This window comes from Waltera sp. (assembly GCF_046969025.1).
Lineage (GTDB): Bacteria > Bacillota > Clostridia > Lachnospirales > Lachnospiraceae > Acetatifactor > Acetatifactor acetigignens.
This window is the reverse complement of the sequence record NZ_JBKVQF010000008.1, coordinates 19,487-41,311: the sequence shown is the minus strand read 5'-3', so window position 1 is coordinate 41,311 and position 21,825 is coordinate 19,487. Positions and strand designations below refer to the sequence as shown.

General features: G+C 45.6%; 18 protein-coding genes. 2 read left to right on the top strand and 16 right to left on the bottom strand.

Going from position 1 to position 21,825, the window contains the following annotated elements; translation table 11 throughout:
- Positions 1 to 57: 57 nt before the first annotated feature.
- Complete coding sequence (locus ACLTOH_RS05930) at positions 58 to 306, top strand: hypothetical protein (RefSeq protein WP_412223611.1); 249 nt, start codon at positions 58 to 60, stop codon at positions 304 to 306.
- 90 nt (positions 307 to 396) lie between these two features.
- Here the strand turns inward: ACLTOH_RS05930 and ACLTOH_RS05925 are convergent, their stop codons facing one another.
- From ACLTOH_RS05925 to ACLTOH_RS05885, 9 genes are all read right to left on the bottom strand, one after another.
- On the bottom strand, positions 397 to 885 hold the full coding sequence (locus tag ACLTOH_RS05925) for a gamma carbonic anhydrase family protein (protein WP_337418054.1): 489 nt from the start codon (positions 883 to 885) through the stop codon (positions 397 to 399).
- Positions 886 to 917: 32 nt separating this feature from the next.
- Positions 918 to 2,207 carry an ATP-binding protein gene (locus ACLTOH_RS05920; RefSeq protein WP_412223610.1) on the bottom strand — a complete coding sequence of 430 codons (1,290 nt, stop codon included), beginning with the start codon at positions 2,205 to 2,207 and terminating at the stop codon, positions 918 to 920.
- 153 nt (positions 2,208 to 2,360) lie between these two features.
- Positions 2,361 to 2,858 (bottom strand): tRNA (cytidine(34)-2'-O)-methyltransferase, encoded by a 498-nt coding sequence (locus tag ACLTOH_RS05915; RefSeq protein ID WP_337630410.1) that lies wholly within the window; start codon positions 2,856 to 2,858, stop codon positions 2,361 to 2,363.
- A gap of 228 nt (positions 2,859 to 3,086) precedes the next feature.
- Positions 3,087 to 3,620 carry a hypothetical protein gene (locus ACLTOH_RS05910; protein ID WP_412223608.1) on the bottom strand — a complete coding sequence of 178 codons (534 nt, stop codon included), beginning with the start codon at positions 3,618 to 3,620 and terminating at the stop codon, positions 3,087 to 3,089.
- 179 nt (positions 3,621 to 3,799) lie between these two features.
- Complete coding sequence (locus ACLTOH_RS05905; protein ID WP_412223607.1) at positions 3,800 to 4,696, bottom strand: Fic family protein; 897 nt, start codon at positions 4,694 to 4,696, stop codon at positions 3,800 to 3,802.
- Between the two features lie 245 nt (positions 4,697 to 4,941).
- Positions 4,942 to 6,120 (bottom strand): aminotransferase class I/II-fold pyridoxal phosphate-dependent enzyme, encoded by a 1,179-nt coding sequence (locus tag ACLTOH_RS05900; RefSeq protein ID WP_227733999.1) that lies wholly within the window; start codon positions 6,118 to 6,120, stop codon positions 4,942 to 4,944.
- Complete coding sequence (locus ACLTOH_RS05895; RefSeq protein WP_118730750.1) at positions 6,117 to 6,599, bottom strand: Lrp/AsnC family transcriptional regulator; 483 nt, start codon at positions 6,597 to 6,599, stop codon at positions 6,117 to 6,119. The genes ACLTOH_RS05900 and ACLTOH_RS05895 overlap by 4 nt, the downstream gene beginning before the upstream one ends.
- A 14-nt stretch (positions 6,600 to 6,613) precedes the next feature.
- Positions 6,614 to 7,648, bottom strand: coding sequence for an AIR synthase-related protein (locus ACLTOH_RS05890; RefSeq protein WP_262594141.1), 1,035 nt, complete (start codon positions 7,646 to 7,648; stop codon positions 6,614 to 6,616).
- 10 nt (positions 7,649 to 7,658) lie between these two features.
- A complete protein-coding gene (locus ACLTOH_RS05885; protein ID WP_117465178.1) occupies positions 7,659 to 9,134 on the bottom strand; it encodes a VanW family protein in 1,476 nt (491 codons plus the stop codon).
- 218 nt (positions 9,135 to 9,352) lie between these two features.
- On the opposite strand from ACLTOH_RS05885, the gene ACLTOH_RS05880 reads away from it, so the two are divergent.
- Positions 9,353 to 10,003 carry a hypothetical protein gene (locus ACLTOH_RS05880; protein WP_227062486.1) on the top strand — a complete coding sequence of 217 codons (651 nt, stop codon included), beginning with the start codon at positions 9,353 to 9,355 and terminating at the stop codon, positions 10,001 to 10,003.
- Here ACLTOH_RS05880 and ACLTOH_RS05875 read toward each other — a convergent pair.
- The 7 genes from ACLTOH_RS05875 to ACLTOH_RS05845 form a co-directional block, all read right to left on the bottom strand.
- Positions 9,945 to 10,691 carry a PolC-type DNA polymerase III gene (locus ACLTOH_RS05875; RefSeq protein ID WP_227062484.1) on the bottom strand — a complete coding sequence of 249 codons (747 nt, stop codon included), beginning with the start codon at positions 10,689 to 10,691 and terminating at the stop codon, positions 9,945 to 9,947. The two genes, ACLTOH_RS05880 and ACLTOH_RS05875, sit on opposite strands and share 59 nt — an antisense overlap.
- Before the next feature lie 82 nt (positions 10,692 to 10,773).
- Positions 10,774 to 12,573: a B12-binding domain-containing radical SAM protein gene (locus ACLTOH_RS05870; RefSeq protein ID WP_412223604.1), complete on the bottom strand. Its 1,800-nt coding sequence runs from the start codon at positions 12,571 to 12,573 to the stop codon at positions 10,774 to 10,776.
- Between the two features lie 70 nt (positions 12,574 to 12,643).
- Entirely contained in the window at positions 12,644 to 14,107 is a 1,464-nt protein-coding gene (locus ACLTOH_RS05865) for an IS1182 family transposase (protein WP_412222068.1), read from the bottom strand.
- Positions 14,108 to 14,319: 212 nt separating this feature from the next.
- On the bottom strand, positions 14,320 to 16,002 hold the full coding sequence (locus ACLTOH_RS05860; protein ID WP_412222326.1) for a methyl-accepting chemotaxis protein: 1,683 nt from the start codon (positions 16,000 to 16,002) through the stop codon (positions 14,320 to 14,322).
- Positions 16,003 to 16,442: 440 nt separating this feature from the next.
- Positions 16,443 to 17,945: a UDP-glucose--hexose-1-phosphate uridylyltransferase gene (gene galT, locus ACLTOH_RS05855; protein WP_227731776.1), complete on the bottom strand. Its 1,503-nt coding sequence runs from the start codon at positions 17,943 to 17,945 to the stop codon at positions 16,443 to 16,445.
- A 69-nt stretch (positions 17,946 to 18,014) separates the two neighbouring features.
- Positions 18,015 to 19,178 (bottom strand): galactokinase, encoded by a 1,164-nt coding sequence (locus tag ACLTOH_RS05850; protein ID WP_118501868.1) that lies wholly within the window; start codon positions 19,176 to 19,178, stop codon positions 18,015 to 18,017.
- Between the two features lie 329 nt (positions 19,179 to 19,507).
- Positions 19,508 to 21,514: a 2-isopropylmalate synthase gene (locus tag ACLTOH_RS05845; protein ID WP_337537196.1), complete on the bottom strand. Its 2,007-nt coding sequence runs from the start codon at positions 21,512 to 21,514 to the stop codon at positions 19,508 to 19,510.
- Positions 21,515 to 21,825 lie beyond the last annotated feature (311 nt).

Genomic DNA, 21,825 nt, shown 5'->3' with positions numbered 1-21,825 from the left:
ACTTTACACCACTATTTTCTGTCATATTAAAGATATAAAAAAACAGGAGGTTACCCAATGAAACAATTATTTTACAAAGAACATCTTATTGAAAATGAATCTGTTCGTATTGCTGAAAACTTAGAAAAATTTTTATTAGGTATCGGCCTAGAACAAAATGACATTGATCATGCTAAAAACCCTATTATCCGAAATTTATTAATGAAAATAGCAGATATTAACAATCCACGTATGCATCAATATTTTGTAGATGATCTACTTACTACTTCAGATCCAGAAATCAAATTATATAAATTCAACAGCTAATATCAACTAGCAAAGATTTTCGTACACTCTCATAAGATATAATTTTGAATATAGTTTGCTAAATATTACATTATTTGAAGAGCACTTCCGTTAAGGAAATGCTCTTTTTATCTCTTCCTGCGCCTCATCCACATAAAGTTGCGCATTCTCCAGATTCCACCGAATCTCTTCTTCGGTAACAGCACGTTTTACTTTCCCGGGATTACCGACGACCAGGGAATTATCCGGGATCTCCACATTCTGCGTCACCAGTGCTCCGGCACCGATGATGCAGTTTTTCCCAATCTTACAGCCGTTCATCAGAATGGCTCCCATACCGATCATGGTATTGTCACCGATCTTACAGCCATGGACGATCGCACCGTGTCCTATGGTCACATGGTCTCCGATCTCCACCGGATATCCGCTGCCCAGATGCACTACCGCATTGTCCTGAATATTGCTCTCTCTGCCGATGACAATGGAATCTCTGTCGCCCCGGACCACCGCATTGTACCAGATTCCGCTGTTTTCTCCGATCGTCACATCTCCCAGCACCACCGCACCGGGAGCTATAAATGCTGTATCATGGATCTGCATAAATATTTTCTCCTTGTACTTTTATCTACTCATTACAAAGTGCACACCGCATATAACGGTACATTTTTCATCCAACCCTGATCAATATATTTCTTTGCCGAAAAGCGGATAGCTTTCTGCGGATGATACTTTTCACAATAACATTTCAGGCTCTGCGATTTCAGGTTGGTCTCTGCTTTTACTTCGATGGGAACAACATCTTTTCCCATTTGTATCATAAAATCCTGTTCAAAGGTTGCTTTTTCCGTTCCGTAATAATAAGGTGTATATTTTGTATCCGAAATAATCTGTTGTAATACGTATTGTTCCGTCAATGCGCCTTTAAATTCAACAAAAATATCATTGCCCTCCAGAATACTCATGGCATCTAAATCACTCATTGCCCCCAGCAGTCCTACATCCAGTACAAACAGTTTATATACGTTCATCTCTTTGTATGCAGCCAGCGGTACATGTGGCTCATTCACACGATTTACCTTGTAAATCAGTCCGCAATCCAAGAGCCACTGTATCGCAATTTCAAAATCTGCACTTCTGGCACCTTTTTTTATCTGTCCGAAGAAAAACTTCTTATTTTCCTTTGCCAGCTGTATCGGAATGGATTCCCATACCATACGAATTCTGGGAAGATCTTTGGCATCTATATGTTTTCCAAAGTCTCCCCGGTACTGACGTACTATGTCTTTTTGTAACTCCCGAACACCGGCATAGTCCTTCTGCTCTCTGAAAAGATCAACTACTGCAGGCATTCCACCGGTATAATAATAGTTTTTTAGCCAAAATAGGTATTTATCCGAAAAGTTGTCTATAATGGAAAAGTCCTTGCTGTCCAATGCCCCAGACAAAGCTTCTTCCCCCATGGCGCATAGAAATTCCCTAAAATTCAAAGGATAGAGGTCCAACAGTTCCACCTTGCCTACCGGATAAGATACTCCCTGATGAATCGCTACTCCTAACAGGGACCCCGCTGCAAGAACATGATACTCCGGTGCATCTTCGCAGAAATACTTCAGAGATTCCAGGACTCTCGGTGCATCCTGAATTTCATCCAGAATGATCAACGTATCTCCGGGAGTAATTGTGACCCCTGTTTCGATATTAAGATTCATAAGAATTCTCTGAATGTCAAAATCCATCTCAAAGACATCGCTCATTCTCTTATTATTATAAAAGGATACATATGCCACTTTGGGGAAAAATTGTCTTCCGAATTCCTTCATTAACCATGTTTTTCCCACCTGTCTTGCGCCCATAATAATCATGGGCTTTCTTTTTCCCTTTTCTTTCCAGCTTTGTAATTGTTTCATGGCAAATCGTTTCATTGGCGGCCTCCTTTCTTACATAATATAGTTTATCACATTTTTTCCGATCAAATCAATTGTATATTCAACATTTTTTCTGACCAATATTTTATGATTTAATACATTTTTTCCAATCAAAAAGGAACATTCCTCCGAATTGTTCCTTTTACAGTCTTATGATTCCTTCCAATGCAGCCGGTGCAATTCTCCATCCCTTTGCATGCTCTCAAACCCCTGCTGTCTGAGCGCCTCATATAATACGATTGCTACAGAGTTGGACAGATTCAGGGAACGGATCTCGGGAAGCATAGGGATACGGATGCAGGTCTCTTCATGCTCTACCAGGATCTCTTCGGGGATTCCGGCGCTTTCCTTGCCGAACATGATGTAATCGTCCGGTCCGAATTTTACATCGGTGTAGGTCTGATGTGCTTTTGTGGTTGCCATCCAGATCTTCGCTCCGGGATGCATTTCCTGGAACTCCTGAAAATTCATATATCGGGTGACATCCAGATGCTGCCAGTAGTCCATACCGGCTCTCTTGATCTCTTTTTCATTTAAACGGAAGCCTAACGGCTCGATCAGATGCAGGCTGGTGCCGGTAGCCACGCAGGTTCTTCCAATATTTCCGGTGTTTGCCGGGATCTCCGGCTGGTGTAATATAATATGCATAATTCTCCTTTTCGTTCTATTGCTCAATTAATATGATGTCGGGGTCAAAAGCCCCCGACTTTGATGCATACGGATTGTTCCGTGCTACGCACTCTCACAATCCTACCCTCTATTCGCATATCGTGGGATTATCATCCCACTTTTATGCTCATATCGGGGCGGGTCAAAAGGTCTTTCACCCACTTATGAGCAAGCTCATGTGGGCTTAGACCTTTTGACCCTGGCATCTTAATATATTACTTTATTACCTTTTTCCTTATCTAACTGATACAGGATTTTATCTATCTGAGAAAATGCAATTTCCGGGCACTTCTCCTGTTGATACTCCCAACAATCTTTTATGTACTTGAGATAGAGCTCTGTCAGCATGGGGATCTTCGTCATCGTTTTGGGATAATCCATAGCATAAAGCTCCCGATACGCCCTCTGATCAATAATGGGGAATATCTCTGGGTAATAAAAATGCAATACCGTACTCGCCATTGGAAGCTGCATTCCCTTCGTTTGCAGTAATTTTTCTACAACCCTCTCTGTCTTTTCATCCATCAGTACCTGTAACGGGGTTTTGATCTCCTTTAATGAAAAGATGGCATCTATCAATTCCTCTGTCACCTGCGGTCTGCGATTCATCTTCCACAGGACGATCTCGTTGATAATATCCCTATTTTCCCGATAATCACCGGCTTCTACTGCCGATATGCGGTTCCGGATATCTGTTCCGTTATCATATGTAAAACGACCAAGTACTCCCTGATAATCCATAGTCTTCACCTCAATTTATCTGTCTTCTTTTATATCAATTATAAGCTCACGAATTCGTGCTATCGCACTTTATATCCTGCTTTGCAGGATATTCCGCTAATGAGTCCAGAAGCTGGCTCAGGGACCCGGTATGCAATTAAGACTTGAATTCATTCCTGATTCCGTAAAAAATATAGTTTTTAATCCTTATACTCCAGTCCAAAATAATCCATGTATACCTTAAATCTATCCTGAGCAGTCAGACAGGTATCCATAAGATATCCCTGTTCGTTCTTCCATTCCTTCAGCCCCCGATAGTAGAATTCCTTTATATCATCCTCGATAATAAAAGGGGTAATTCCATTACGGAGGCACTCCTTAAACATAATTAATCTTCCAACACGGCCATTTCCATCCTGAAAAGGATGTATCTTCTCAAATTCATAATGAAATTGTATTATTTCCTTCAACGTCTTTTGTTTTGAAAGATTATATCTGCTTAATAAATTCCGCATTTCTCCGGATACATCGGCGGGCTTTGCTGTTGCGCTTCCTCCGACCTCATTTTCAAAACGTTTATATTCACCAACAGCAAACCACGTTTTTCTGCTATCTGACGTTCCTGATTTCAAAATATAATGTAACTGTTTAATAAATGCCTCACTCAGATTATAGTTTGCCAACTCTATTATTTGATCAATGCATCGGAAATGATTGACTGTTTCAACAATATCATCCACATTCACAACTTCATCCTGAATTCCAATGGTATTCGTTTCAAAAATATATCTGGTTTGATCATGGGTCAAGCGGCTGCCTTCCATATGATTCGAATTATATGTCAGTTCGATCTGAACCTTATGATATATTCCTCCCGGTATCCCTGCTTCCTTTTCCATTTTTAATCTGGTCAAAAGATCTTTTGCTATTTTTTCCGCTCGTTTCTTTCTGACCGGCTTTACGGCATCCTCCGGAATCCTCCATGTTTTCCCATCAAGAATTACACCCGGAATTTTTCCATGGGCACAATAATTTCTTACACTTCTTTCTGATAAATTCCATTTTGCAGCTATTTCATTTACATTTACATATTTCATACACAACCTCCGTAAAACGGCTCACCGGAAATATTATATCACCATCGGCAATATATCTCAAATTTTTTACTTTTAAAATCCATTTATATCTTGCCGATAAAAACAGATTAATAATTCAAGAAGAGCACTCTTTCCAGTGCAGGCTGGTGTAATATCATATGCATAATTTATCCTCTACAGCATAGTAACTATCCGACACCGCTTATGGACTGCGATTCCGGATAGTTACTTAAAAATGCTTGTAACTATTTATTATTTTGTTCTGCTCTTAATTTCTCTACAAAATGTCCCAGTCTGCCGATGGCGGTCTTCAGCTTCTCCAGGGAGTACGCATAGGAGATTCTAAGATACCCCTCGCCACTGTCACCAAATGCGGTTCCGGGCACGGCAGCTACTTTTTCCTCCTCCAGGAATCTGGTGGCGAACTCTTCACTGGTCATGCCGAATTCCTTGATGCAGGGGAATACATAGAATGCACCGTAAGGCTCAAAGCATTCCAGTCCCATCTCACGGAACGCATTCATCAAAAAGCGTCTTCTCTGATTATAGGCCGTGCGCATCTCCTCGATGTCGGGATCTCCGTTTTTCAATGCTTCCACTGCCGCATACTGGCTGGTGGTAGGTGCACACATAATGGCAAACTGATGGATCTTCGTCATCTGCTGGATGATAGCAGCCGGTCCGCAGCAATAGCCCAGTCTCCAACCGGTCATGGCATAAGCCTTGGAGAAACCGTTAATGTAAATGGTACGCTCCTTCATGCCGGGCAGGCTGACGATGGACACATGCTTCTCTTTATAAGTAAGCTCAGAATAGATCTCGTCAGACATAACAAAAATGTCATGTTCTTCGATAACTTTCGCAATGGCTTCCAGATCAGACTTCTCCATGATGGCACCGGTAGGGTTGTTCGGGAAAGGAAGGATCAACACTTTTGTCTTGTCCGTGATCGCTGCTTCCAGTTCCTCTGCAGTCAGGCGGAATTCATTCTCCGCCTTCAGATCAATGATCACCGGCGTTGCTCCTGCCAGGACCGCACAGGGCTCATAGGATACATAACTGGGCTGGGGGATCAGCACTTCGTCTCCCGGATTACACATGGCACGCAGTCCGATGTCGATAGCCTCGGAACCACCGACCGTTACCAGCACTTCGTGCTGCCAGTCATAGGTTACACCCTGTTTTCTCTGGATCGTGTTGCAGATCTCCTGACGCAGATCCTTCAGACCTGCATTGGAGGTGTAAAAGGTTCTTCCCTTTTCCAGGGAATAGATGCCCTCATCCCGGATGTGCCAGGGAGTGTCGAAGTCCGGTTCTCCCACACCGAGAGAGATTGCATCCTGCATCTCACTTACAATATCAAAAAATTTGCGGATACCCGATGGTTTGATATCCACTACTTTATCAGCTAATGGATTTCTCATGGGGTGATCATCTCTCTTTCATCTTCTTTTTTTACAGCAAATGCGGTTCCGTGATCCTTGTATTTCTTCAGGATAAAATGCGTTGCTGTACTCAGCACGGAATCCAGTGTGGACAGCTTGTCAGATACAAAATTAGATACCTCCCGCAGGGTCTTACCCTCCAGAATGACCATCAGATCATACGCTCCGGACATCAGATACACACTGCGTACTTCAGGATATTTGTAGATACGCTCTGCAATACTGTCAAAGCCCTGGCCTCTCTGGGGAGTTACACGTACCTCGATCAGAGCGCTTACTTTTTCAATGTCTGTCTTCTCCCAGTTAATCAGGGTATGATAACCGCAGATGATCCCTTCTGCTTCCAGTGCTGCCAGTTCATTTACCACATCGATCTCTTCCACTCCCAGGATCACTGCCAGTTCCTTCAGATCGATCCTGCTGTTCTTCTCTATGATCGCTAATAATTCTTCTCTCATGCCTCTATCTCCTTTTATTCTGTTTCTTTATAGATCTCATCTCTCTGAGGACGATCCATATAACGAACTTCGTCCTCATTCAGGATCAGTCGTTCATTACTGTCTGTAAATCTTCCTACGATCACTGCCGGAATTCCCTCTGCCGCCAGTGCTTCCACCACTGCGGTTCCCTCCGGGCTTGCAATGATCAGGCTGCCGCCGGATCTGAGTTCATACGGATTTACATTACAGAATTCACATACCTCCACTGTCTCCTGTCTGAGAGGAAGTTTCTTCATATCTATTGTCAGTCCAACACCTGCACCCTCTGCCATCTCCCACAGCGCTGCAAATACACCGCCTTCGGAAATATCATGCATGGTACAACCGCCGGACTTCACGGCGGTAGCGGCCTCCGGCAAAATAGAATAATACCGATCAAACGCCGCAGCTTCTTCCACCAGATACGCCGGGTATCTCGTCAGGAGTTCTTCCTGGTTCCGGGCCGCCAGATCCGCAGTGCCTTCCAGGCCGATCCATTTCGTAATGATAATATCCTGTCCCGCCAGCTTCTTCCGCACATCCATCTGCACCGCACCAGTCTTGCGGATGCCATATCCGGTCACCGTGGCCAGGGGCTGCCGTACCGCGGAACTTACTCTGGTCTGTCCGCCGATAATCTGTATGTTTAACTCTGCGGCAATACCTTCCGCTTCGGACATCAGTGCTTTCAATTCCGGTTCTTCCACGCTCTCCGGCAGGAAGATCACCAATTCCGCTGCCACGGGCTCTGCACCGGCAGTTGCCAGATTGTTGGCACATTTCTGGAAAAAGCGACGCATAGGCATCACGGATGGATCTTCTCTTTCCGCTTCCGCCAGATCGTTCTCACAGCAAAGCTCCACTACGCCCTCCTGAACACAGGTCACCAGCTGCCCCTCCGAAAAAGGCTCAAAAATAGCGCAGTCTGCCCCCAGACCTGCGCTATTTGCTATTTCCGATCTTTTATTCTTCAGTTGTCTGAGAACGGAACGTTTCAAGACGTTCACGGGTACCTTACCGCTGTTCATTGTCTCACCTTTAGTCGTCTACGATTTCTGTCTGCCCAGCAGCCGCTGCTGCTCTTGCATTTAACGCTGCTGCCACATTTTTCACATGGTCAATATTCGCTGTACTGATAGCTGCCATGATCTCTTCATACGCCTGGGGATCCGAGGTAGCGGTTCCCACAGTGGCACTGCGGGGCACCATCTTATAAGTACTGCTGTTGACCTGTTCTCTGCTGACCTCTACACCGTTTTCCATCGTGATCTTCCACAGTCTTGCCTTATAGCCGATATGCGCACTCTCTGTTACGATATAACCGATGGGTTGACCGGCATCCGCATAAATCTGATCCGCAGGGGGTGTGATCGTCTCCAGCACTTCACTTTCATAACGTACCGAATGTCCGGCAGCTCTGGTCTCCTTGCCATAGATGTTAAACGTGATCTGCTTGTCATGCGTATAGCCTTCTATGTAGATCGGTGCATCTGTATTATTTACAAACTTAAAATCTTTGCCGGAGCTCTCCGCGATCGCTGCATCTGCGGAAGGATCCACATAGCCTACGATCATGGAATGATTATAACGTTCCGTTACTTCCAGCTCCGCAAGTAATACTGCATTGTACAGGGTAGTGGATACCTGGCAGATACCGCCGCCCAGACTGTCTACCACTTTTCCGCTGACATAAGAACCCGCCATGTAATAGCCGTTCGCCACGGAAAAAGGAGATACCGTCTTATAAGTAGAAAATTCTTCTCCCGGATACAGAGTCGTTCCGTTGATCAGACTGCAGCCGTTCGCCACATTTGCACTTCTGGAGGATCCGGATGTCTTATAAGATGTGGTAAAGCTTCCCAATACATCCGTTACCTGTGCCAGTTCCTCAGCACTTCCCTTCGGCTCATCCACTACGATCTCCAAAGGAATGCTGCAGGCCTCATGATTCCATTCTTCTGTCAGATAGTCATATACCGCATCGATAGATTTCTCCACATCCAACACATATCCGGTCTGACCTTCCACTACGGTAAATTTACCGCCGTCCCGCTTCAGAGAGACGTTGATGGCTTCCTGATCATACTTAGTGCATCTGGTCAGCAGATCGTTGATCGCCTGTAAGTCAAAATCCAGTTCAATGGGATATACGTAATTTTCATGCTGCAGATCCATCAGGATCTTGTAACGCTCAATGACATTTCCATGTGTCCCCAGTTCCAATGCTTCCTGCACCAGCTCAGGATTTTTCCAGGTCACACCCAGATCTCCGGCTGTGGTGGTCACATCGTGATCATTTGCCGCAAGCAGTGTGATCTCCACATCCTTCAGACTTTCGATATGTTCTTCGATAACCGCTGTTGCTTCCTGTGCCGTCATTCCGGATAGTTCCACATCCCCGGCATAAATTCCTGTCTTAATAGTATCATCTGTCTTGGCCTGCGCTGTCATTCCGAACAGCATTGTCAAAGTCAATAACAGAATGCCGTAAAACCCCTTACGATACTTATTCATAATACTCCTCTGCCCTTCCTTCGGGCACATCTACTGTTCCATCCGCAGTTGAATTAGTAGAAAATAGATGTTATAGTAGGTACGATCATAGCAATCACAAGCAGCACGATGATAGCTGCGGAGATTCGCTGTTTTACTTTTTTATTATTCATATTAAACATGGTAAAAACCTCCATAAATGCTTCAAAAATCACTTTTACTCTGAAAGGATATTATATATGAGTTTAAAGTTTTTGGCAAGTTTATTCATATTTATTGTTTTCGTGTATACCATCCTTGTTGTGGCACAGAATACACGTCGTCAGCGAGCCCTTACCGAGAAGAAAGAGCAGGAATTCTGGGACCGGGAAAAAAAGGCCAACTCTGTCCGCAAAAAACCCCTTGATGGTCTGGATTATGTAAAGATTCCTCTGGAAAAACTTCCCATGAATGCTCTGTCGGAGGATGAAAAAGCCCGGGAATATAAGGAGCTTTTGACCTATCTATCCACACAGCCGGTCGTAAATCTCACAGGCTTCACCAACACCGACCTCAAGTTGGAATACGGCACTGCGAACATTACACCGCTGTCCCAGTATGATCAGAATTACACCGTACTGGTACGTACTCTGCAGCAATGGGCCGATCTGCTTCTGGAATCCGGTCTGACAGAAGATGCGGAAACGGTTCTCGCGTATGCCGTCTCCATCGGCACCGACGTCAGCCATACTTACTATGCGCTGGCTAAAATCTATGCCGGCCGGGAGGAATATGACAAAATTGCCGATCTGATCCTCCGTGCGGAAGAACTGCGTTCCGCTTTACGTAATTCTATCGTCCGTACTTTGCAAGAATCTTATCCGCAAGCCTGCTCGCATCACTGCGGGTAAGCTTTTCCACATCGACCTCCAAAGTTATCTTATGCTGCTCTGCCAGACGATATAACCGCTCTTTTTGCGGTTTCGTCGCGGGCGTATCTCTTTTTACCTGAAAATGTAATGGCTGCGGCTCAAACAGATTATTGTTTGCTTTCTTTTCGACGGATTCTGTCGATGCCTGTCCACCGGTTTCCTCCTGATAAAACAATTCTGCCAGCTTTCGGAACAACCGGTCCGTGGCTTTCGCATCCTCCAGAGCCCGGTGTGCATGATGCGGGATCTCATAATACTGACATAGATACCCCAGATTACGATGAGGCAGTTCCGGCAGATATTTCCGGGCGACCTGCAAAGTGTCCACCGCCGATCTCTCAAAAGTAATCTTCCGGTCCACTGCCGCTTTTTTCAAAAAAGAATAATCAAACAAAATTCTGTGTCCCAGCAACGGTAATTCTCCCATAAATTCTAATAATTGGGGGAAAACCTCATCCAGCTGAGGTGCATCCGCAAGGTCTTCGTCCCGGATTCCTGTCAGTTCTGTGATCCGTTCTTCCAATTTCCGCCCCGGATCCACAAACGTAGAAAATTCTTCCGCAATCTGTCCCTGCTCCACACGGATCGCACCGATCTCTATGATCCGATCTCTCTTGGGATTCAGGCCCGTGGTCTCCAAATCTATACTGACATAAGTGTCATACATACTATTTTCTTATCCTTCCACAGTACTTCTGATATATTCTGACTGCCTACCTCAATTCTTATGAACCGAGCTCCTCCTGTACTTATAGTATCGGATACCCGATCACTTGTACCTTGGCTTCATAATTGAGCGGATTCCGCTCCTGATAATCAAACAACACGTAATGGGGTTCCGGATATCGGAACAGTTCTAAGTGTGTCATTCGGCTTAACTGTTTCCAGTCATACTGATCATAGGCAGAAAGATAATGTCTCTCATGCTCTTCTGTCTGATAAAAGCGGCGAATATCCTGTTTTTCCTCTTCCGTGATCTCTGCCGCAAACGCAGGCCTGCTCTTCAGATTCTCCCGAAGGTACATATCATAAGTCAGAAGTTCTCTGTAAATCTCACGGTTGGCCGGATCTTTCATCGCTGCAAACTCCAATAAGATCTGATATCTGTAAGCTCTGGCCGGACTGTTGGTAAAATATCCCTGCTCCTGATAATAATCCGCCAGCGCCTCATACATGGCAAAGGGACCGGAAAATGCTTTTTCCAATACAGGCAGGGTATGAGTAAACTGGCCGCTGTTATAATATAGCTCTACCATCTCTTCGATCCGTTTCAATCTCCGGATCTCTCCATAGCTGATCCAGTTCGTGTACAACACTTCATAGGGCGGCAGTTCCAGATAGCGGATTCCATACTCCTGTGCGTGCTCATGCATATCGGATCCCTTTAATACCTTCAGGAAGCCTAACTGTAACTGCTCCGGCTGCATTGCATACACCCTGTCAAAGGATCTGCTGAAACTCTCATAATCTTCATAGGGAAGACCCGCGATCAGATCCAGATGCTGATGAATATTCTGTCCTCTGTGAATGGCCGCTACAATTTTCTCCAGCTTGTCCACATCCATGACACGGTGAATGGCTCTTATCGTCTCCGGATTCGTAGACTGTACCCCGATCTCCAGCTGTGCCAGTCCCGGACGGAAGCGATTCAGCAGGGCAATCTCCTCTTCCCGCAAAATATCGGCGGAAATCTCGAAATGAAAGTTGGTGACGCCATTGTCATGTTCATAAATATACCGCCAGATCTCCATGGCATGCTTGTGGTCACAATTGAACGTCCGGTCAATGAACTTCACCTGTTTTACGTTTTGATCCAGAAAAAACTGCAGTTCTCTTTTTACGACATCTATGTCACGTAGTCTCACTTTCTTATCTATGGAGGACAGGCAATAGCTGCATCGGTAAGGGCATCCTCTGCTGGTCTCATAATAGATGATACGATTCGTAAAAGGCTCCATATCCTCATAGAGAAAAGGAAGTGTGGTTAAATCCGTCAGTTCTCTAGGTGCCGTATAACCGGAGGCAAGACACAGGCCGGAGATCTGCCCAAAGCGTTCTGCAACGGTCTTTCCTGCAACCGTTCCCATTCGGTCTGCTGCCTGCTGTTCTGTGCTGCCGGATTCGGGTTGTTGTTCGGACTGTCCGGTGCTTTCTGCTTCCCGCACATATTGGTCCAGTACCTCCCGGAAGGTGACTTCTCCTTCTCCCACCATAATTCCGGTAACCTGAGGGAACTCTCTTAAAAGTCCCGGTCCATCATAAGTCACCTCAGGTCCTCCCAGCCAGATCTCCGTATTCGGCAGGATCTTCGGCAATTCCGTCAGAATTTCCCGGATCAGCTTCCAGTTCCAGATATAACAGGAAAATCCTATTACCTTGGGCTGACGCTTCCAGATCCCCTCCAGAATACTTTCCAGAGACTCATTGATGGTGAACTCCGCCAGTTCCACATAGGGCTGTAACTTTTCTCCCGCACCGGCCCGCAGGCTGTATATGGCGGGATTGGAATGTATGAATTTTGCATTAATAGCTGTTAATAAGAATTTCATGGGTTTATTATACTAAGAAAAAAGAATTGTGTCACCACAATTCCTCAGACTGTAGACAAAACGCTTTTGGTCAGCACTCCAGAAGCGTTTTTCTTGTTTTCGGTTCAAAAAGTGTGTACTTGATCAATAATAAACACTTTTGGGCTCCCCTTTTTCCCTTCCTGGCTATCATCTTTGCCAGTTTTTTCAGATTCATGCAGGCAAACGTAAGCCCGACTTTCATTTCCATCCGGGCTTTTCCTATCATCTGTGTATAGCGGAATCCGTGGTTTTCTTTTGCTGTTCCGAAGAGGCGCTCTACGGTCTCTTTCCGTTGCGCATACACTTCCTTCATCCCAATCGTATGCCGGATATCCTCACACTTTTCCATGTACGGCTCCCAGATATGCCGGGTCACTACCTTCACATGATCCCTGCTTTCTGTGCACTGCTTCAGATATGGACATCCTTCACAGACGATTCCGCAGCTCTTGTATTCCCGGTATCCGGAACGGTTCGTCGTATGATAAGCCAGCACCTGATCATTCGGGCATACATAGCAGTCAAAATATTCATCATACACATACTCGGCTTTTTTGAAAAAACCATCTTTGGTCATGGGGCGTTTATACGGTAGAAGCGGTGTGATACCATCATCCAGAAGTAACTTTGCTATCGCTGGTGTTTTGTATCCTGCATCGGCTACCAGTGTCTGAATGCCAATGTCTTTTATCTTATCATACAGGGATTTAAATGTCCGGCTGTCATGCTGGTTGCCGGGATTTACACTATAACCCAGAATCCATCCGTTTTTGTCACAGGCTGTCTGCACGGAATACGCAAAAACATTTTTATGTTCACCCTTTCGGAACCATCCGCTTTCCGGATCCGTTGTACTTTCCTTGACCGTTTTTTCTTCTTTTCCATCAGAGCTGCCACCACAGGAGGGGGGATCTTTGGGATCTTCCTTCTTTTCTTTCAGAGGCTTTTTCCCATGCGCTTCCCGGTCTTCGTTGATTTCCTTCTTTAACTGCTCTTCGAAGAACAGTGCTTCCTCATCTGCAATCCGTTTCCGCATCTTTTTGCTGTTTGCCCGTGCTTTTACATGGGTGGCATCCACGAAGACCTCGGAAGGATCAATCAGTCTGTATTTATAGCATTCCTGCAGGATACGGGAAAAGATCTGTTCAAAAAGATCAGTATCCTTAAAGCGTCTGGTATAATTCTTTCCAAACGTAGAGAAATGGGGAACCTTGTCCATCATTTCCAGACCGAGGAACCATCGGTATGCGACATTGACTTCGATTTCTTTTACTGTCTGGCGCATACTTCGGATGCCGTACAGATACTGGATGAATGGAATTTTAATGAGCATGACCGGATCCATGCTGGGGCGGCCATTGTCTGCACTGTATTTATCGATCACAAGATCATAGATAAAACTCCAGTCGATTGCCTGGTCAATCAGGCGCAGCAGATGATCCTGCGGAACAAGGTCATCCATGCAGAACATCTGAATCTGCTCTCTTTTCTTATCTGCATTCTGTGTCATCATAGGAAACACCGCCTTTATTTTGATACTTTCATTATACCAAAAAAGTAGTGAAAAGTCCCGTAAATACGGCATTTTCACTACTTCTTATATGCTTGTAAGTACATAATTTTTGCAGTCATGACACAAGAAAAGCTCCCTCACAGGAAGGAGCTTTGTCTACAGTCTGAGCCTGAGGCTTCTTTAGAAGCACTCAGGCTTTATCATTCTGAAAACTAGATCTGGAACTGATGCATCAGCTGTAACATAGTATGTACCTGCGCGGACTGTTCTTCGCTGACAGCGGCGGTCTCCTGCGAAGATGCGGAGTTGTTGTCCACGATTCCGGCCACATGAGCGATGTTTTCATCAATCTGCTGGACGCTGGACACTTCAGCCTGAAGGGCCTGTGCCATATCAACCATACGCTTGGTAGAAGCCTCGGCTTCTTTCATTACCTGATCCATGCTGGCTTCGGTTTCTTCTGCAATGGCGATTCCCTTGTTGACAGCATCGATGGTGCTCACGATCAGCTTTGTGGTCTCTCCGGCAGCCTCGGTGGACTGTTCCGCCAGATTCTTGACCTGCTCGGCTACGACAGCAAATCCGCGGCCTGCTTCTCCGGCACGGGCAGCCTCGATGGAGGCATTCAGTGACAGGAGGTTGGTCTGGGAAGCGATATCCTCAATGACCTGAATGATAGAACGAATCTCCTCGGAACATTTACTGATCTCACCGATTGCGACTTTCAGTTCCTGCATCTTGGCATTGCCATCAGCAACCGTCTGTGCGGACTGCTTGGAGATATCTGCGGTCTCCTGTGCAACTCTGGCTTTTTCTTCAATACTCTTTGCCATGGCGTCGATCATCTGGGATGCTTCGGAAATCTTGGAGGCCTGTGCGGTACAACCTTCTGCCAGATCGGTAGCTGCCTGTGCCAGCTGCTCGGAACCACCATCGATCTCCTGTGCGCTGACCTGAATGGTGGACAGTGTCTTCTTCATATCGGCAATGATCTTCACCATGGAATCCTTGATCTGTACAAAGTCACCGACATATTCTTCCGTAGGCTCTACACGGTAATTGCCCTGACCCATCTGACCTAAGATCTCGGAAATCTCGGTGATCATCTTGGTAAAGTTGTCGTTCATGAAATGAACGGCCTGCACCATGATGCCGACTTCACTGTCATCCTCCGGCAGATCCAGACGGCTGTCAAAATGTCCCTGCGCAAGTACTTTCATCTGCTCGGATACTTTTACAATGGGAATCAGCAGTTCCTGTTTTGCAAAGGTCAGTGTGGTGACAATCTTGCGGGCAATGGTCAGGAAGCAGAGAATGAAAATCACCATGGTAGTGATCATTATCAGATTCAGAGTATTTTGCTTCTGAGCCATACGTGCCTGGATATCATTGATACAATTATCTGTGGTTGCAGTGATCTCCTGTACGGTAGATTCATATTCCTCACCAAATACATAAGAAATAGCTGCTTGTGTATCTCCGGAACCGGCCTTATCCATGGCTTCTTCTTCCAGAGGAACCAGACCGTTGGACATTTCAGCAATATGGTTTAACAGTGCCCATTCATTGTCGGTCAGACCGTCTTTCTGAAGACCTTCCCAGGCAATGTCACGATTTTTGTCCTCGTTTAATTCCTTCATATAATTGTCATAGTAGGTCTGGTCTCCGGTGACTGCGTAAGACTGTACGGCAGCGGTCAGCGTCTTGGAACCCAGACGATACTGGTTCAGATACATGGTAGCTTCCAGCTGCTGGGAATTGATCCGGCTCAGATACATGTTGGATCCGATGAACAGGATCAGCATAACGATGCTGATGATCAGTATCCGATAGGTTGATCTTGTGTTTTGCTGCAGCATGGCAGACTGACTGGTTACTTTGCTTTGCTTTTTCATTTGAAATATAACCTCTTTTCTGTAATACATGGTGAACTGATGTGTTACGAAAATTTTTTCCTACAGTATACTACAATTATCGGAATTATACAAATCTTGCGCCTTAAAAAATACAGCAAAAACGCGTAAAATTATTTATACGAACCATCAGTGACGACTTACACCCTATACAGGAAGATGGTACTATAAAAAGTAAGAGGCATGATTCGGAAAAGAGAAGATAACGGTAAATAAACAGACTGTAGACAAAGCTCCCTCACAGGAAGGAGCTTTGTCTACAGTCTGAAGAATTGTGTCACCACAATTCCTTTTCCTCGCAACAAACATTTTACAACAAACGTTCAGACCGCGCCATTCGCAAAGTCGCGTTATCACGCTCTCCGTCGCTTTGTGTGCAAGCACCCAATCGCCGGTTCTGTCATTCTATGGCTGAACTATTATTACAAGCATTTAATAAAACGGTCGAAAGCCTTCTGTCCTTCCTCGGTTCTCTTATAGACACCGGCATCTTCCAATACCTGCATGAATACCAGACCGATCTCCTTCTCTACGATACCGTCGATGTTCTCAGCAGTGATGGCATCGTATTTCGGACGGAACTCGTCTACCCAGTCTGCATGCTTTGCCAATTCCTCATCAGCTCTTAAGTCTTTACCGGCGAGGATTGCTTCCTTCAGATGCGCCATCTCACCCTTCAGGCGGGCAGGCAGTACTGCCAGACCCATAACCTCGATCAGGCCGATATTCTCTTTTTTGATATGATGCAGCTTTGCATGGGGATGATAGACTCCCAGCGGATGCTCCTCTGTGGTGATATTGTTACGCAGCACCAGATCCAGTTCGAACTTGTCTCCTCTCTTTCTGGCAATGGGAGTGATGGTGTTATGAGGCTCGTTATCGGTGTAGGCATAGATAAATGCCTCTTCATCCGTATATTCTCTCCACTTGTTCAGGATCACATCTGCCAGTGCAATGATACGATCAGTATCCGTACCGCTGAGACGGATGACAGACATAGGCCATGCCACGATACCGGCATCCACATCCTCGAAACCGGCTACAGAGAAGGTTCTCTCTACAGGAGCTTTTGCCATGGCAAACTCGTAATGCCCACCCTGGAAATGATCGTGGCTTAAGATGGAACCGCCTACGATGGGCAGATCCGCATTGGAACCTACAAAATAATGAGGGAACTGCTTTACGAAATCAAACAGCTTACAGAAGGTCGCATGCTCGATTTTCATAGGCACATGCTGAGAGTTAAATACGATGCAGTGCTCATTATAATATACATACGGAGAATACTGGAATCCCCACTGGCTGCCATTGATGGTCACCGGAATGATGCGGTGGTTCTGGCGGGCGGGATGATTCACACGGCCTGCATAACCTTCATTTTCACGGCACAGCAGGCATTTCGGATAACCGGCCTGTTTTGCCAGCTTCGCTGCAGCAATAGCCTTGGGATCCTTCTCAGGCTTGGACAGGTTGATAGTAATGTCCAGATCGCCGTATTTGGTGGGTGCTACCCATTTCATATCCTTGCAGATACGATAACGGCGGATATAGTCGGAATCTCTGCTTAATTTGTAATAATAGTCGGTAGCTGCCTCGGGAGATACCTGCTCGTACAGTTCGTGGAAATGACGGATTACTTCACTGGGTCTGGGCATCAGCATGCCCATGATCTTCGTATCGAAAAGGTCACGATACACCACACTGTTCTCCTTGAGAATGCCTTTTTCGTAAGCATAATCCAGCATACCCTTCAGAACCTCTTCCAGTTCATCCTCACGCATGGTCACATTGTCGCGCTCTTCCAGTTCATCCAGTTCAAACAGCTCCAACAAACGGTTGGTCGTGTAGATCACATCTTCCTCCGGAACCAGTCCTGTCTGTACTCCGTAGGATACCAATTTACGAATTAATACCTGAATATCCATTTTTTCTCCATTCTGCAATACCGGATTTCTCCGGCATCGCACTCTCTATTCTCGTCGGATCTTAATTTCTTACAGGGTCTGGGGGCCGTCACCGATCTCTACTACATAGAAATCAGCTGCATAACCGATCTTCTCCTTATATGCCTTGCCTACCTGATCGATAAAGGTGTCAATAGCCTCATCCTTTACAATGCTTACGGTACATCCGCCGAAACCGGCACCTGTCATACGGGAACCAATAACACCGTCTACCTTCCATGCTTCTTCTACCAGAGTATCCAGCTCGATACCTGTTACCTCATAATCATCCCGCAAAGATACATGGGAAGCATTCATCAGCTCACCAAACAGCTTCACATCATTGTTCTTCAGCGCTTCTACCGCACGAACGGTTCTCTGATTCTCATATACAGCGTGCTTTGCGCGCTTTCTGCGGACATCGCTCTTGATAATAGCTTTGAACTTCTCGAAAGTCTCCTCGTCCAGATCACCCAGAGTCTTGATCTTCACTACCTGCTGCAGTTCTGCCAGTGCAGTCTCGCACTCGCTGCGGCGCTCATTGTACTTGGAATCTCCCAGGCCTCTCTTTTTATTACTGCATGCGATCACGATCTTCGCATTTTCCAGATGGATCGGTGCGTACTCATATTCCAGAGTTGCGGTGTCCAGAAAAATAGCATTATCCTTTTTGCCCATGGCAATGGCAAACTGGTCCATGATACCGCAGTTTACCTTGTTGTATTTGTTCTCGGAGAACTGTCCGATCAGTGCAAGATCCTGATTGGTCACATCAAATCCGAAGAAATCTCTCAGAATATAGCCGGTCAGCACTTCTACAGAAGCGGAAGAGGAAAGTCCGGAACCGTTGGGAATATTACCGTTCAGCAGCAGATCCATACCGGAAGTCACTTTCATGCCCTTCTCACCGAAAGCCCAGATCACTCCCTTGGGATAATTGGTCCAGCCTGCTTCCTTGCTGGGTACCAGATCCTCCAGAGAAGATTCGATCACTCCCAGATGTCCGAAATTCATGGAATAGAAACGCAGCTTATTGTCGTTTCTCTTTCTTGCCACACCATAGGTACCGATGGTCAGTGCGCAGGGGAAAACGTGTCCGCCGTTATAGTCGGTATGTTCACCGATCAGATTCACACGTCCCGGTGCAAAATAAGCCTTGGTGCCCTCTGCATCTCCAAATACTTCTGCGAAAGTTTTCAGAATCGTCTCTTTCATTTCCATTTTTCTACTCCTGTCTGCTTACGATGTAAGCCTCTTACATTTATGTTTTCTTTCGTTACGCTCCGGCGGAATGCCAGACTGCGAATTCTCTTGCTCTATGTTTTCATCATAATAAAAAAAAACGGTTTTTTCTATTTATTTATGTTTTCCAAACCTGTCATTATGTTAAAAGCTACGAGCCATGCAAATCCAAAAAGAAAAACACGCCCTGGGAGCTTGCTCACGAGGACGTGCTTTTCTTTTTGGATTTATACGGCGACAGCCGTACATGAAGTAGACGCAGTACGTCTACGAATGTGCATGGCGCAGTTCCACGGCGTACTTTATTCCGCGCTCTGTTTTCGATACTGTACCGGAGTCATGTCATATGCCTTTTTGAATAGGCGGTTAAAGTGCTCCACATTCTCGTAACCAACGTTGGCTGCAATGGTCTCCACCGTCTGATTGGTCTCCTTTAAGAGCATTCTTGCTTTTTTCATGCGCTCTTCCCGAACGACCTCCTGGAAGGTCATGCCGGCCTTTTCCTTAATGTACTTGGACAGGTAAGGCTTGGAGAGATGGAAAGTATCTACCAGCATATCCAGTGTCACATCCACATAGTTCTTCTGGATGAAACTGATGATCTCCACGATCCGCTCTTCTCTGCCGGAGGTAATATGCTGTTCTGCTGCCAGCTTATTCACCGCGGACACCAGTGCGGCGATAGAACTCTTGATAATATCTTCATCTACGCCGACGCCCCAGTAGAATTTACCGTCATGGACGATACCAACATAGGTGGCAGCCTTGGAATTGGAGCCTCTGGAAATTGCATGCTCTTCATATACAGACAACTCGTAGGTAATACCAAAGTATGTCTTGATGGCATTGCTGACTGCATCCAGACGTCCGTTACCCATAGTAGTAATGGCTCTGGAAGCTCCGCCCTGCTCGATAGTCACCTCTGCCTGAATGCCGTTCTCCTGTTTGAAGTGGCACTCCGGAATGTTGAAGATGCTGCGGGGATAAATATAATTTTCCTCGAAGATCGCATAGATCTCCTTGGGAAGTAATTCCTGATGACGTCTGTCGGAAATACCTTTCACAAGGTAACCAACCTCTTCCTTCATGGCTGCGGGCAGCGAGAAGCCAAACTGCTGCTTCAATACGAACGCTACGCCACCCTTACCGGATACACTGTTGATACGGATAACATCGGATTCGTACTCTCTTCCCACATCCGCAGGATCGATGGGCAGATAAGGGATATCCCAACGCTTGCCGGTCTTGCCTTCCTTCTGCCATGCCATACCTTTGCTGATGGCATCCTGATGGGAACCGGAAAATGCGGTAAATACCAGATCTCCTGCATAGGGCACTCTTTCATGTACCTTCATGCCGGTGAAGTTCTCATAAGCTTCGCGGATCTCCATAATATGGGAGAAATCCAGTCCACTGTCCACGCCGTGGCACATCATGTTCAGTGCAACAGTTACCAGATCCACGTTACCGGTACGTTCGCCGTTGCCGAACAAAGTACCTTCCACACGGTCTGCTCCGGCCAGTACGCCGAACTCCGCATCACTGATGCCACAGCCCCTGTCATTGTGAGGATGTACGCTGAGTACTACATTGTCACGATATTTCAAATGCTTGTGCATATATTCTACCTGACAGGCAAATACATGGGGCATTGCCACCTGTACGGTGGTGGGCAGATTGATGATGGCCTTGCGGTCAGCGGTAGGCTTCCATACATCCAGTACTGCATTGCAGACTTCCAGTGCATAATCCACCTCGGTCTGAGAAAAGCTCTCAGGGCTGTACTCAAAGGTGAAGTTGCCTTCGGTCTCGTCTGCCAGATTCTTTAACATCTGGGCGCCGTCTACTGCCAGCTTCTTGATGGCTTCTTTATCTTTCTTAAATACCTGTTCTCTCTGCTCTACGGAAGTAGAGTTGTATAGATGGATCACTGCGTGGGGCGCACCTTTTACCGCTTCAAAGGTCTTGCGGATGATATGTTCTCTCGCCTGCGTCAACACCTGAATGGTCACATCATTGGGAATCATGTCGCGTTCGATCAAGGCACGGATAAAATTGTACTCGGTATCGGAAGAAGCAGGAAAACCAACCTCGATCTCCTTGAAACCGATCTTTACCAACAGCTTGAAGAATTCCAGCTTATCTTCCAGGCTCATGGGATCGATCAAAGCCTGGTTACCATCTCTCAAGTCAACGCTGCACCAGATGGGGGGCTTGGTAATGCTGTCCTTCTTCACCCAGTCGTAGGTCACCTCGGGGGGCATATAATAAGTTTTCTGATATTTTGCTGCTATGTCTGCGCTGTTCATGGAAATCCTCCTGCCATATGATTACTTTTTATTTTCAAAACCTGTTATTTTTACTATTTTTACTTATCTGATTGCACTATCTTAACACTCATAATTTCTGTAAGCAAGTTATGTTCTTATCTTGTTAATTGATGTATTTTAATGTGACATTTTTGTCATATACCTATAAATTCTGGAAAAATGCTATTTTATTCCGTATTTCTCTCGTTTTATAATTTGATTAAAAATTTTAATTGCATATATCATTTTTTGTTATATTTAAAAATATATTTTTAACTTTGTGTTGTTACGTTATTGATTGATTTTATTAT